General features: G+C 63.5%; 12 protein-coding genes and 2 tRNA genes. 6 read left to right on the top strand and 8 right to left on the bottom strand.

What is annotated here, in order from left to right:
- Window positions 1-80 precede the first annotated feature (80 nt).
- From ugpC to rbsK, 3 genes are read left to right on the top strand one after another with little or no spacing between them, the layout of a single operon-like run.
- Entirely contained in the window at window positions 81-1139 is a 1059-nt protein-coding gene (ugpC, locus tag M729_RS0117780) for a sn-glycerol-3-phosphate ABC transporter ATP-binding protein UgpC (RefSeq protein ID WP_024504587.1), read from the top strand.
- A gap of 21 nt (window positions 1140-1160) precedes the next feature.
- Entirely contained in the window at window positions 1161-1613 is a 453-nt protein-coding gene (locus M729_RS0117775; protein ID WP_027162392.1) for an RbsD/FucU family protein, read from the top strand.
- Window positions 1614-1617: 4 nt separating this feature from the next.
- On the top strand, window positions 1618-2547 hold the full coding sequence (rbsK, locus tag M729_RS0117770; RefSeq protein ID WP_027162391.1) for a ribokinase: 930 nt from the start codon (window positions 1618-1620) through the stop codon (window positions 2545-2547).
- A 129-nt stretch (window positions 2548-2676) separates the two neighbouring features.
- On the opposite strand, the gene M729_RS0117765 is transcribed toward rbsK, so the two are convergent.
- Window positions 2677-2753: transfer RNA gene (locus tag M729_RS0117765), tRNA-Asp, on the bottom strand.
- Between the two features lie 216 nt (window positions 2754-2969).
- Between M729_RS0117765 and M729_RS0117760 the strand changes: the two genes are divergently transcribed.
- Window positions 2970-3045: transfer RNA gene (locus tag M729_RS0117760), tRNA-Val, on the top strand.
- Window position 3046: 1 nt separating this feature from the next.
- Here the strand turns inward: M729_RS0117760 and M729_RS0117755 are convergent.
- The 6 genes from M729_RS0117755 to M729_RS0117730 all read right to left on the bottom strand — a co-directional run bounded on the left by M729_RS0117755 (window position 3047) and on the right by M729_RS0117730 (window position 8629).
- The gene (locus M729_RS0117755) at window positions 3047-3700 is read right to left on the bottom strand and encodes a GNAT family N-acetyltransferase (RefSeq protein ID WP_027162390.1); all 654 of its coding nucleotides are present in this window, start codon (window positions 3698-3700) and stop codon (window positions 3047-3049) included.
- Window positions 3697-4467 carry an SDR family NAD(P)-dependent oxidoreductase gene (locus M729_RS0117750; RefSeq protein WP_013532178.1) on the bottom strand — a complete coding sequence of 257 codons (771 nt, stop codon included), beginning with the start codon at window positions 4465-4467 and terminating at the stop codon, window positions 3697-3699. Before M729_RS0117750 ends, M729_RS0117755 begins: the two co-directional genes overlap by 4 nt.
- A gap of 13 nt (window positions 4468-4480) precedes the next feature.
- A complete protein-coding gene (locus M729_RS0117745; RefSeq protein ID WP_013532177.1) occupies window positions 4481-5476 on the bottom strand; it encodes an ABC transporter permease in 996 nt (331 codons plus the stop codon).
- A gap of 145 nt (window positions 5477-5621) precedes the next feature.
- A complete protein-coding gene (locus M729_RS0117740) occupies window positions 5622-6662 on the bottom strand; it encodes a sugar ABC transporter substrate-binding protein (RefSeq protein WP_027162389.1) in 1041 nt (346 codons plus the stop codon).
- 39 nt (window positions 6663-6701) lie between these two features.
- Window positions 6702-7466, bottom strand: coding sequence for an ATP-binding cassette domain-containing protein (locus tag M729_RS0117735; RefSeq protein ID WP_013532175.1), 765 nt, complete (start codon window positions 7464-7466; stop codon window positions 6702-6704).
- On the bottom strand, window positions 7463-8629 hold the full coding sequence (locus M729_RS0117730) for an ROK family transcriptional regulator (RefSeq protein WP_027162388.1): 1167 nt from the start codon (window positions 8627-8629) through the stop codon (window positions 7463-7465). Before M729_RS0117730 ends, M729_RS0117735 begins: the two co-directional genes overlap by 4 nt.
- Window positions 8630-8854: 225 nt before the next feature.
- On the opposite strand from M729_RS0117730, the gene M729_RS0117725 reads away from it, so the two are divergent.
- Window positions 8855-10033 (top strand): M24 family metallopeptidase, encoded by a 1179-nt coding sequence (locus M729_RS0117725; RefSeq protein WP_027162387.1) that lies wholly within the window; start codon window positions 8855-8857, stop codon window positions 10031-10033.
- Complete coding sequence (locus M729_RS0117720) at window positions 10020-11249, top strand: amidohydrolase (RefSeq protein WP_027162386.1); 1230 nt, start codon at window positions 10020-10022, stop codon at window positions 11247-11249. The genes M729_RS0117725 and M729_RS0117720 overlap by 14 nt, the downstream gene beginning before the upstream one ends.
- Before the next feature lie 49 nt (window positions 11250-11298).
- On the opposite strand, the gene M729_RS0117715 is transcribed toward M729_RS0117720, so the two are convergent.
- Entirely contained in the window at window positions 11299-12603 is a 1305-nt protein-coding gene (locus M729_RS0117715) for a M23 family metallopeptidase (RefSeq protein WP_027162385.1), read from the bottom strand.
- Window positions 12604-12612: the final 9 nt, after the last annotated feature.

Genomic DNA, 12612 nt, shown 5'->3' with positions numbered 1-12612 from the left:
TCTATAAGGGACCGACTTGCCCTGGCAGGTCGCGTTGGTTAGCTTCTGCGCCTACGGCTAATGGAGCCGATGGGGGAGACATGGCGCAAGTCGCGATCAGCAAGGTGGCCAAGGCCTTTGGAACGGTCAAGGTTCTGCACGAAGTCAGCGTCGACATCGCAGACGGACAGTTCGTGGTACTGGTTGGCCCCTCGGGTTGCGGCAAGTCCACGCTGCTCAGGATGGTGGCCGGGCTGGAGACCGTCTCCGCCGGCACGATCGCCATCGGCGACCGCGTCGTCAATCATCTGCCGCCGGCCAAGCGCGACATCGCCATGGTGTTCCAGAACTATGCGCTCTATCCGCATAAGACGGTCGAGCAGAACATGGCCTTCGCGCTCAAGCTCAGGAAAACCGATCCGGCCGTGGTCGCCGAGCGGGTCAAGCGCGCCGCCGACATCCTCGACCTCAATCCCTATCTGAAGCGCTATCCCCGCCAGCTTTCCGGCGGGCAGCGCCAGCGCGTGGCCATGGGCCGCGCCATCGTGCGCAATCCGCAGGTGTTCCTGTTCGACGAGCCGCTGTCCAATCTCGACGCCAAGCTGCGCGTGCAGATGCGCACCGAGATCAAGGAACTGCACCAGAGGCTGAAGACCACCACCATCTACGTCACCCACGACCAGATCGAGGCCATGACCATGGCCGACAAGATCGTTGTCATGCGCGACGGCCGCATCGAGCAGGTCGGCGCGCCGCTGGAACTGTTCGACCGCCCGGCCAACCTGTTTGTCGCCGGCTTCATCGGCTCGCCTTCGATGAACCTGCTCAAGGGCACCATGCGCAAGGGCGACAAGCCAGGGGTCGACATCGCAGGCACGCTGTTCCCGATCGGATCGGGCAATGCCGCGCAGGACGGTCAAGCGGTCGTCTATGGCGTGCGACCGGAGCACCTCGAGATCCATCCCGACGGCGTGCCGGCGAAGATTTCGGTGGTCGAGCCGACCGGCTCGGAAACGCTGGTGTTCCTGCGCTTCGGCGAAGGCGAGATGGTGGCGCTGTTTCGCGAGCGCCACGACTTCAAGCCGGGCGATACGCTGAAGCTGAAGCCAAGGCTCGACCAGATCCATCTTTTCGACGCAGAGACCGGCAAGCGTCTCTGATCCCAACGCACGAGGAATACCATGCTCAAAGGCATCAACCCGCTGCTCAATGCCGACGTGCTGCAGGCATTGCGGGCAATGGGGCATGGCGATGATCTGATCATCGCCGACACCAATTTTCCGTCCGATTCGGTGGCGCGCCAGACGGCGCTCGGCCGCGTGCTGCGCATCGATGCCTCGGCCGCGCAAGTGGTCAAGGCGGTGCTGTCGCTCTACCCGCTCGACACGTTCGTCGACGATTCGGCCGCGCGCATGGAAATCGTCGGCAAGCCGGACGAGATTCCTGCAGTGCAGAAGGAAGTGCAGAAGGAAGTCGATAAGGCCGAGGGCAAGTCGTGGCCGATGATCGCGGTCGAGCGCTACGCCTTCTACGAGCGCGCCAAACAAGCCTATTGTGTCATCCAGACCGGCGAACGCCGCTTCTATGGCTGCTTCGCCTTCCGCAAGGGCGTCGTGCCGCCGGATGCGGAGTAGCGGCATGGCTTCGGGCAAGCCGGTCGTCATATTGGGTGTGTTCGTCGCCGACACCGCCTACAGGGCGCAGCGGCAGCCGCGCATGGGCGAAACGATCCTCGGCACATCCTTCACGCTGGGTCCCGGCGGCAAGGGCTCGAACCAGGCGGTGGCCGCCGGCAAGCTCGGCGCTGACGTCACCTTCCTCACCCGCCTCGGCGTCGATCCCTTCGCCGACATGGCCAGGCAGACCTGGGCGCAGGCGGGCGTCAAGAATGCCGTCATCGATACGCCGGAAAGCTACACCGGCGCGGCCTACATCTTCGTCGAGGAGACCACCGGCAACAACGCCATCATCGTCAGCCCCGGTGCTGCCATGCTGATCTCTCCAGCCGATATCGAAGCCAATGCCGCATTGATCAGCAATGCCGGCGTCTTTGTCACGCAGCTCGAACAGCCGATCGAAGCAGCTATGCGCGCGCTGGAGATCGCGCGTGGGGCAGGGGTGACGACGATCCTCAACCCAGCCCCCGCGGCAAAACTTCCCGACCGCATCTACACGCTCTGCGACTACTTCACACCCAACGAGACCGAGACGGAGGAACTGACCGGGATGAAGGTGTCCTCGGTCGACGAGGCGCGAGCCGCTGCGGACAGGCTGCTCGAAAAGGGCGTCGGCACGGTCATCGTCACGCTCGGCGACAAGGGTGCGCTTTTGCACTCGAAAAATCGCTCCGACCATGTTCCAGCCGTCAGCGCCGGCCCGGTGGTCGAAACCACGGGGGCAGGCGATGCTTTCAATGGCGGGCTTGCGGCAGCACTTTCGAGGGGCGTGGAACCGCTGCAGGCGGTGCGCTTCGCTTGCGCCGTCGCCGGAATCTCGGTGACCCGGCCAGGGACTGCGCCATCCATGCCGACGCTGCAGGAGGTCGAGGCGCTGCTGGCGAGAGGATGATCTTGCGCGGCAAGACGTCTGCACGAGCCGAACGGACCTGAGTGACCTCAGGTCTCTTGCAAGACAACATTTTTGACAATCAATGTCGACATTTCTCCAAAGCCAAGGGCTTGATACCCTTGAGAGAAATGGCGCGAGTGACGGGGCTCGAACCCGCGACCTCCGGCGTGACAGGCCGGCACTCTAACCAACTGAGCTACACCCGCGCATGGCGAACACGTGTCAGCCGTGTTCGTCGTTGGGGCGCTGGATAAGGGGTTCGCCACCGGGTGTCAAGCGCACCAAACCATCATAACAGCAAACAGGAGAAGGTTTTTTGACAGCCGGCGTTTTGTTGGCAGAACCGGCATCCAACCAGGGCGTCCTGCGCTCATTTGGCCTTGCGAAGCGGACCCTGACCGCTTAAAGGTCCGGCCCGGAGCGGGCGATTAGCTCAGTTGGTAGAGCGCTTCGTTTACACCGAAGATGTCGGCGGTTCGAGCCCGTCATCGCCCACCATTCATATAACTCCCGGTGCGGTTGTCAGCCGTTTGGCGACATAGATGCTGTGGTCCGGCAATCCCGGCTCCCGCAACACCGCGAACCCGATGGCCCTGTAGAAGCGCAGCGCGTTGTGATTGTCCGGCATCACTTCGAGGCAAAGCCCGCGTGAACCGAGCGCGGCGAGCCTTTGCTCGAGAAAAGCCATCGCCCGCCGGCCGATGCCTTTGCCACGCGCTTGCGACAAAAGGTCGATATGACCGTGCGAAGGGTAGGCAGCCAGGGCCGGCGGAATGGTGAAGTCGCGATGATGGATCTGGTGGCGAGCCCAGTCGCTGCCGCTCCAGCGCGTGCGGTCGGGTCCGGGATCGGTCACCTGCGCGCGAAGGCGCGGATACCACCTTGCTGCCAGGCCTGCATTGAAAGCCTTTGTGTCTTTTGCACCCAGCAGATAGCCCGCGGCGCCCGTTGGCCCATCGACGATGAAAGCGAGGTCGGGCTCCAGCACCTGGTAGGGGATGGTGTAGATCTGGCCCAACAGATCCGGAGCGTCTTCGCGACCGGTTGCATCCTGGCCGGCATCACCGGTCTTGAGGCAGATCATGGCAAGTGCTGGATGGTCGGCCTCGGTCGCCTGGCGCAGGAAGAAGCCATCGCCGAAATCGATGATCATGGCGGAACGAGCCGGAAATCGCTGCCTTCGGGCAGCAACTGCCCACCATCGACGACGATGGTCGTGCCGGTGATGTAACTGGCATCGTCCGAGGCGAGGAACAGGAAGGCATTGGCGACGTCGCGCGGGCTGCCGAGGCGGCCAAGCGGGATGGAATCCTCCATGTTCTTGATGAACGCCTCGCCGCGATGCAGCTCGATCGCTTCGGTCAGGATGTTGCCGGGCTCGACGCCGTTGACGGTGATGCCGTAGCCGGAGAATTCCAGTGCCGCGGCGCGGATGAAGCCGTTGATGCCGGCCTTGCTGGCCGAATAGTGGCCATGGCCCGGGCTGGTGACATGCGGACCGGTGATGGAGGAGGTGTAGAGCATGCGGCCGAAGCGTTGCGCCTTCATCGGCACCAGGGCCGCGCGGCTGGCATTGAAGGTGCCGCGCAGATTGACCGCCATGACGCGGTCCCAGTCGTCGGCGCTGGTGTTCTCGATCAGCTGCCAGGGATAGATGCCGGCATTCTGCACGATGATGTCGAGACGGCCATGCTGCTTCAGCGCCAGCGCCACGGCGGCCTCGGCGTCGCTCATTTGCGAGATGTCGGTGCGGATGAAGGGGACGCCCAACTCGCCAGCGGTCGCTTGCCCGGCCTCGACTTCGGTGTCGGCGAGCACCAGCCGCGCTCCCTCTTCGGCAAAGCGGAGCGCAATGCCCTTGCCGATGCCGCGGGCGGCGCCGACGATGAGCGCCACCTTGTCTTTTAGCCGTCCTGTCATGCGAGCCGTCCTGTCATGCGAGTCTTTGGCGAATGGTTTGCTTGAAAGCGTCGAGCAGCACCGCGGCCAGCACCAGCAGGCCATGAATCACCTGGGTGAAATTGGCCGGCAGGCCCATCAAATTGATCGCCGTGTTGATGGCCGAGAGCAAAAGCACGCCGGCATAGACGCCGGGGAGGGTGCCGACGCCGCCTTTGAGGCTGACGCCGCCGATGACGACCGCGGCGAAGGCGTTGAACAGCAAGCCGACGCCGAGATTGGCGGTGGCGCCCGACGTGCGGATCGCCAGCAGCCAGCCAGCGAGGCCGGCGATGGCGCCGGCGAGCACGAAGGCGATGATGAGATTGCGGTTCACCCGGATGCCGGCGCGGAAGGTCGCCGTCTCGTTGCCGCCGATCATCACCAGATGCCGGCCGAACGGCGTCTTGGCCATGATCAGCGAAAAGACCACGAAACAGCCAACCGCGATCCAGGCGGTGAGCGGCAGGCCGACAAGGCGCTGGATGCCGAACCAGCGGATGGCTGGCGCCAGGTCCTGCGCCGAGCGGCCGCCCGACACGACCAACACGAGGCCGCGCACCCAGATGTAGGACGCCAGCGTGATGATGAAGGCGCTCATCTTCACCTTGACCACCAGATAGCCGTTGAAGGCGCCGATGAGACCCCCGACTGCCAGCGCCAGCAGCAGCGAAACCGGAACCATCAGCCACTCGGGATGCAGCTGCACGCCCATGCCGATGCCCGACGAGCAAAACAGGATGCCGACCGCCATGGCGCTGAGCGCTGCGACGGATTCGACCGACAGATCCATGTGACCGGCGATGATCACCAGCGCCAGGCCGATCGACATGACGCCGAGCACGCTCGAAGCCTCGATGATGTTGGCGAAGATACCGAGCTGAAAGTAGTTCGGGACGAAGATGGAGAAGACCACCAGCACGAACAGCAGCATGAACCAGACGAGGTTGTCGAGTACGAACTCCAGGGCTTTGCGTGTGCGCGGGTTCATGGGCTGATCCGGTTGGCGCCCCCGCGAAATCAACTCGATTCCGTCGGGTTCAGGCGCGGATTCAAATTCGCCACGGCATCCTTTCGGACGCGGCGTTGTGAAAAGGCAGGCTCCGGGCCGCTACGGCCCGGAGCGCTTCAGATGACTATTCGACCGACTTGACGGTGTCCGTCGGCGGCTTCTGGTTGCCCCAGAAGGCCGGATTATCGACGTTTTCCTTGGTGATCGCGGCACCGGGGATCTTGATGTTCGGACCCCAGGATTCCTTGGTCACGGTCGATTTCAGGCCGAGCACGTCGTATTCGCCGGGCTTGATTTCCTGCTTCTTGACGATCTTGTCCATGAACATGGCGACAGCCGCGGCCTGCGCGTAAAGCGGCTGCTCGATTTCGGCGTTGAGCCAGCCCTTGCGGATCAGGTCGAGGCCGACCGGAGCGCCGTTCGAGCTCATCAGCATGACGTCGCCCGGCTTCTTGCCGGCCGCCTCGAGCGAGGCGACGGCGGCGACCGATAGGTGCGCGGCATGGCTGAAGATCAGGTCGATGTCGGGGTTGGCCAGCATCTGGTCGGCAACGATTGTGCCGGCATTGCTGGCTTCCCATTGCATGGCCGGAAGCGAGATGATCTTGACGTCCGGAAATGCCTTCATCTTCTCCTCAAAACCCTTCTGGATGTCGAGCGTGTAGGGATCGCCGGGGTCGCCGAGCACCTGCAGAACCTTGCCCTTCACCGAGCCGTTCTTGGCTTTCAGCAGCTTCTCGGCCTGATCCGCGGCGACGTAGCCGATCTCGACCGTTCCGGCGACAGAGGTGAAGTCGGACGGGGTCGAGGTGATCTGGCGGTCGAACTCGACCACCGGGATGCCGGCGGCGCGCGCGGCTTCGATGGACGGTTTCAGCGCATTGAAGTCGACTGCAGCCAGGATGATGGCCGCCGGCTTCAGCGCGATGACGTCGTTCATCTGCGATTGCTGGGCGTCGGTCTTGTTGTCGGCGTTCAGCGTCTTCATCTCGTAGCCGGTCTGCTTCAGGAACAGTTCCAGCGCGCTCACCGAGCCGGTCTGGAACTCGTCCAGCAGGGTCGGCACCATATAGTAGACGATACCCTTGGACTGGGCGAATGCCGGCGTGAGCGTGGCAAAGGCCAGTGCAAGGATACCGAAGACAGCAAGAAGTATTCGCTTCATGTCGTTCGCTCCTCTTAAGCCGGACCCCTCTTTTGTCCCTCAGCCTGTCGGTCCGGCACCGGCAAGCGTCTCACCGGTGATCATGTTGATCACCGCGTCGGGACTTGTTTTATTGCGTGCGACATCGCCGGCCACGACGCCCTGGCGGATCACCACGATCCGGTCGGCGACCTGAAAAGCCTGCTGCATGATATGGGTGATGATGACGACGCCGATGCCCTGGTTGGCCACCTGGCGGATCATGTCGAGACCGCGCCGCGTCTGTTCGACACCGAGGGCGGCGAATGGTTCGTCGAGCAGCACCAGCTTGCCGCCCCAGTGCACGAAGCGGTTGAGTTCGATGGCTTGCCGCTGGCCGCCCGAAAGATGCTCGACATTGGCGCGCAGCGAGGGAATGCGGGTGCCGGCATTGGCCAGCGCCTTTCCGACGACGGCTTCCATGGCGCGCTCGTCAAGCACGGGAATGCCGAGAAACTTGCGGGTGATCTCGCGGCCCATGAAGAAATTGGCGACCACGTCGACATTGGTGCACAGCGAGAGATCCTGGTAGACGGTCTCGATGCCGGCCGCCTTGGCCTCGGCCGGTGATTTGGCGAGGAATTCCTTGCCCTCGAACAGCATGCGGCCCGATGTCGGCTCCAGTCCGCCTGATATGATCTTCACCAGTGTCGATTTGCCGGCGCCGTTGTCGCCCAGCAGCGCCACGACCTCGCCCTTGCCGATCGAGAAGCTGATCCCCTTGAGCGCTTCGATCGCGCCATAGTTCTTGGTGACGTTGTCGAGCACCAGCAGGGGTTCACTCATGCCGCAATCTCCCCGGCTTTGAGAAGGTCGCGCTCGCGTTCGCGTTCGGCCGCGAACATCTGCCCGAAGCGAGGTGACAGAACCCCGGAAACCGCCAGGGCGGCGGCGCCGCGCAGCACGGAATGCTGTCCGCCGCGCGCGACCACGACCCTGGGCGTCGTGCGGTCCTTGCGGGCCGAGACGGAGTTGTGCAGGCCCGCGGCCGAACCAGCCAGCATTTCGAGCAGGTCGGTGGACGCCAGCCCGCCGAGGATGACCGTCTCCGGGTCGAACAGGTTCTCGATGACGGCGACGGCGTTGTGAAAGATCGGTGCGACTTCGGCCACCCAGTCGGCCTCGCTGCCGTTCCAGCGCCGGAGCGCCTCGAGCGACAAATATCTTTCGAGGCAGCCGCTGTTGCCGCACGGGCAGGCCTCGCCGCCGGGAATGACGGGAATGTGTCCGATCTCGCCGGCATTTCCCCAGGCGCCGCGCAAGGCGCTGCCGTCATGAACCATGACGCCGCCAAGACCGACGCCGAAATAGAGATAGTAGTATTCGGAAAACTGGGCGCCGAGGCCGTAGAGACGCTCGCCCATGGCGGCCGCGGCCATATCGGTTTCAAAGAAGGCCGGCAATCCGGTGGAGGCCGCCAGCCGTTCGCGCAGCGCGACGTCCTTCCAGCCGGTCATGGTGGTCGGCCCCACGAAACTCATGGACTCCACGTCGAATGGGCCAGGCAGGGCCATGCCGACGCCCAGCACCCGTCCGCCAGCCCGCAGTCTGGTCAATTCCACCACCATCGCCCCGATCAACTCGAAGGCGTGGTCCGGCGTCGCGTTCGGCGCTTCGCGGTAGATGCTCTCGATCACGTCGCCGCTCAGATTGATCAAGGCGGCGCTGATACCAAGCGGAGTGATGTGGATGCCGACGGCATAGCCGCCCTCGGGGTTGATCCGGAGCGTCGCCGGCGGCAGGCCGCGCCCCTTCGGCTCTTCGCGCAGCGACAGGATGTAGTCCTGATCTTCCAGTTCGCGAACGATGGTCGATACCGTCTGGACGGTGAGGCCGACGCGCCGGGCGATCTCGCCGCGCGCGATCGGCCCGTGCAGGCGGATGGACTCAAGCACGATGCGCCGGTTGTATGGCCGCCCGAACTCCTGATTGGTCCCCCGCAGTGCCATGCCTTGCGCCCCTTAGGAGAGGATAGCTTGGCACCGCTTATTTATTCAGTCAAATGGAATTCAAAAATAAATGATAGTGAAACACAAATCTTGGGAAGGCCGGGTATGGACGTACCCGGTTCAGGACCTGCCCACACGCCGCCCTGGCCGATTGCCGCCATGGCGAAACCTCTTCAATGGTGAGCGAACCCCGCGACCGTTGATCTGACAAAGCATGGAGCAAAGATGATCGAATTGCCGTTTGCCCGCGACGAGTACCAACAACGGCTTCGCAAGATCCGCACCGAGATGGCCAAGCGCGGTCTCGAGCTCCTTGTCGTCAACGACGTTGCCAACCAGCATTACATCACCGGCTATGACGGCTGGTCGTTCTACACGCCGCAAATGGTGCTGGTTCCAATCGAGGAGGTCGAGCCGGTCTGGATCGGGCGCGCCATGGATGCGGCCGGCGGTCTTCTGACAGCCTGGATGAAGCCGGAAAACGTGGTCGGCTTTCCGGAAGACCATGTCCAGCGCGTCGATCGCCATCCCATGGACTGGATTGCGAACTGGATCGTCGCCAAGAGCTGGGGGAGTCGCCATATCGGCATCGAACTCGAAGCCTATTATTTCTCCCCCAAGGCGCACGCCCGGCTTGTCGCCGGACTTCCCAATGCAAAATGGCACGATGCCGACCTGCTGGTGAACTGGATCCGGGCGGTCAAATCGGCGCCGGAGATCGCCTATTTGCGCAAGGCGTCGACGCTCGCCGAAGCGGCCGTCACGCGAGCCTTCGAGGTGATCGCGCCGGGCGTTCGCGAATGCGATGCCATCGCCGCCATCCAGGCGGCGCAGATCGCGGGCAGCCAGGATTTTGCCGGCGACATCACAGCGCTTCCGCCGACAATCCTCGGTGGCGAGAATGCCTCGGCGCCGCACATCATGTGGAGCGACAGGCGGTTCGGAGAAAACGAGACGATTGCGCTGGAACTTGCCGGCGTTTGCCGCCGCTATGCCGCCGGCCTCGCCAGGACCATGCAGCTTGGCAAGACGCCGACAAATGTCTCGGATACCGCCAAAGCGGTGATCGAGGGCATGGACGCGGTGCTCAACGCGGTCAGGCCGGGAACGACTGCCGAAGCGGTCGAAGCTGCCTGGCGCAAGGTCATCCAGCGCTACAGACTGAAGAAGGAATCGCGCATCGGCTACTCCATCGGCGTCGCCTATCCGCCGGATTGGGGCGAACACACGATCAGCCTCAGGCCGGGCGACAAGACGGTGCTTGAACCGGGCAACGTCGTTCATTCCATCCTTGGCATGTGGATGGACGGCTGGGGCATCGAGGTCAGCGAGACCATCCTGGTCACCGAAACCGGCCACGAGACCCTGACGAAGTTCCCGCGAGAGATCCATGTCAAATCCTGAGGGTTCGGCCACGGCGGGTGGTGTTGCGAAAACCGTGACGACCGATATCGACGCCGGAATTCTCGACCGGATGATCGAGGTCCGTCGCCATCTGCACCGCAATCCCGAGCTTTCGAACCAAGAGGCCGGCACGCAGCGTTACCTCAGGCAGATGCTGGTGGCTCAGGGAATCGTCGACATTCGCGACGTCGCCGGCTTTGGCCTTGCCGTCGATATTGTCGGCGCCGGCAGGCCGTCAAATCGAAAGATCGCCATTCGCGCCGACATCGATGCCTTGCTGATCGAGGAGGAGTCCGGTGTCGATTATGCATCGACGAATCCAGGCGTGATGCATGCCTGCGGTCACGACGCCCATGCATCGATGGCTTTCGCGGTGGCCGCGCATCTTCACCAGTCGCGGGACAGTTTTGGCGGTACCGTTCGCCTGATCTTCCAGCCGGCGGAGGAGGACGAACCGTCGGGCGGCAAGCGGGTGGTGGAAGAGGGGCTTCTCGACGACATCGACGCCGCCATCTGCGTCCACGTCGATCCGTACACACCGACCGGCAAGATCGCCGTCGGCTCCGGTCCCTATACTCTGGCCTGTGACACGTTCGATGTGGCCGTCATCGGCTCGGCGGCACACGCGGCAAAACCGCATGAAGGTGTCGATGCGTTGGCCGTGGCTTGCTCCCTGGTGAGCGAATTGCAGAAGATCGTTTCGCGCGAGACCGATCCGTACGATCCGCTGGTGATTTCCGTCACGGCCATCAATGGCGGCAACGCATATAATGTCACCGCCGGCAGGGTCACGTTGAAAGGCACCATCCGCAGCGGCAGCGATGCAACCCGCGAGCGGGCCTGGCACCGCGTTCGTACGATAGCCGAGGGTATGGCGACGAGCCACGGCGCGCGTGTCGAGGTCGACATCCACAAGGGCGAACCCGGCGTCGTCAACGATGTCGAGATGACAGAGCTGATTGCCGCCAGCGCCAAGGCCTGCATCGGTGCCGACAACGTCCTCAACACGCCCGGATGGACGATCGCGGACGACTTTGGCTACTACAGCGAGAAACGTCCTTCGGTCTATTTTCGGCTGGGAATCCGGAACGAGGAGATCGGATCGGTCTTTCCGCTCCATCACGCCCGGTTTCGTGTCGACGAGGCCGCGTTGAAGGTCGGCGCGACCACCCTGGTTGCGGCAGCGATGGCGTTTCTGTCGACGGGAGCGCCTTAGTCAGCCATCATGATGGTCATCGGCGCACGGGGCAGGAGCCTGGGATCGCTTACAGATACTGGGCGACCTTCTTGCCGACCGTGAGGAAGCGCAAGGGATCGATCGCTTCGCCATTGTGGCGGACTTCGTAGTGCAGATGCGGGCCGGTCGAGCGGCCGCTGCTACCGGTCTTGCCGATGACGGCGCCGGCGTCCAGTTTCTCGCCGACGGTCACGTCGATCTCGCTGAGATGCCCGTAACGTGTCGCAAAACCATTGCCGTGGTCGACTTCAACCATGCGGCCATAGCCGCCGTTCCAGCCGGCCTTGGTGACGGTGCCGGGCGCCGTGACCTTTGCGGCCATGCCGATCGGCGCCCTGAAATCCATGCCGGAATGCAGTGCCGCGGTGCCGAGGATCGGGTCGGTGCGCACGCCGAACGGGCTGGTGACGGAGTGGCCCGGCGCGGGGTTGGTCAGCGGCAGCTGGCGCGCTTCTTTCTTGAGATGATCGAGCGCATCAAGCGCTTCGTCCAATTCCTTGACCTTGCTGTCGAACATCATCGAACTGTCGAGCGGGATCAGCGGTCCGCCGACGTCGCTGTCGCCCTTGCCGAAGTCGCTGTCGACGGGCAGTCCGGCCGCCTCGAGCGCCTGGGTGATGGCATCGGCGCTCTTATAGGCATTGTCGGCAAGCGTGCTGATGCGGGTCAGTTGATCGCTCTCGATGGATTTCAACGACTGGTTGATCGAGACGAAGAGCTTGTCGGCACGATCGGCGGCTGAATCATTGGGCAGCGGATCGGAGCGGGTTGACCACAGCGAGAACGGCCTTGTGTCGCCGGCGCCGAGATCGGCGCTCAGGCTGGCGACCGCATAATTCCGCGCGGGCTCCTTGATGCTGCCGGTCGCTTCGGCGCGTTTGTCCGGCTTCGCAGCCGCTGCCGGATCTTCGGCCGGCGCTGCGCCGACTTCGCTCTCGGCGCGTTCGAGCAGCGGACCAAGGCGGCCATGACGCTGGCTCAGCTGGCTCTGGCGTTCAAGCAGTTCGCTGACCTTGGTTTCCATCAGCTGCTGGTCGAGCAACTGCCGGCTGGTGATGCGGTCGACCTGGGCGCGAAGCGCCGAAATGCGATCTTCATAGGCTTGCTGCATGCGCGCCTGACGCGCCGTTGTGGCGCCGATCAAATCGTCGCGCAGCACGAGATAGGAGGTGGCCATGAGGTAGCCGACGGCAATGGCGGCCAGCGCCGAGCCCATAAAGGCCGCCAGCCACGGTCGGATCGTAAAATGCCTGATCTCGTTGCCCCGGGCGATGATGACCGTATGGGGCTCCTTACGCTTGCCGAAGACTGCGGACTGACCGGTTGCGTTCACGGGACCAAG

Source organism: Mesorhizobium sp. WSM1293 (genome assembly GCF_000513875.1).
GTDB classification, from domain to species: domain Bacteria; phylum Pseudomonadota; class Alphaproteobacteria; order Rhizobiales; family Rhizobiaceae; genus Mesorhizobium; species Mesorhizobium ciceri.
Note: the sequence above shows the minus strand (reverse complement) of the source record. Positions and strands in the feature narration are given on the sequence as shown.

Coding starts and splice junctions, on each gene's coding strand:
- ugpC (WP_024504587.1), top strand. CDS start 81: ATGGCGCAAGTCGCGATCAGCAAGGTGGCCAAGGCCTTTGGAACGGTC.
- M729_RS0117775 (WP_027162392.1), top strand. CDS start 1,161: ATGCTCAAAGGCATCAACCCGCTGCTCAATGCCGACGTGCTGCAGGCA.
- rbsK (WP_027162391.1), top strand. CDS start 1,618: ATGGCTTCGGGCAAGCCGGTCGTCATATTGGGTGTGTTCGTCGCCGAC.
- M729_RS0117755 (WP_027162390.1), bottom strand. CDS start 3,700: ATGATCATCGATTTCGGCGATGGCTTCTTCCTGCGCCAGGCGACCGAG.
- M729_RS0117750 (WP_013532178.1), bottom strand. CDS start 4,467: ATGACAGGACGGCTAAAAGACAAGGTGGCGCTCATCGTCGGCGCCGCC.
- M729_RS0117745 (WP_013532177.1), bottom strand. CDS start 5,476: ATGAACCCGCGCACACGCAAAGCCCTGGAGTTCGTACTCGACAACCTC.
- M729_RS0117740 (WP_027162389.1), bottom strand. CDS start 6,662: ATGAAGCGAATACTTCTTGCTGTCTTCGGTATCCTTGCACTGGCCTTT.
- M729_RS0117735 (WP_013532175.1), bottom strand. CDS start 7,466: ATGAGTGAACCCCTGCTGGTGCTCGACAACGTCACCAAGAACTATGGC.
- M729_RS0117730 (WP_027162388.1), bottom strand. CDS start 8,629: ATGGCACTGCGGGGGACCAATCAGGAGTTCGGGCGGCCATACAACCGG.
- M729_RS0117725 (WP_027162387.1), top strand. CDS start 8,855: ATGATCGAATTGCCGTTTGCCCGCGACGAGTACCAACAACGGCTTCGC.
- M729_RS0117720 (WP_027162386.1), top strand. CDS start 10,020: ATGTCAAATCCTGAGGGTTCGGCCACGGCGGGTGGTGTTGCGAAAACC.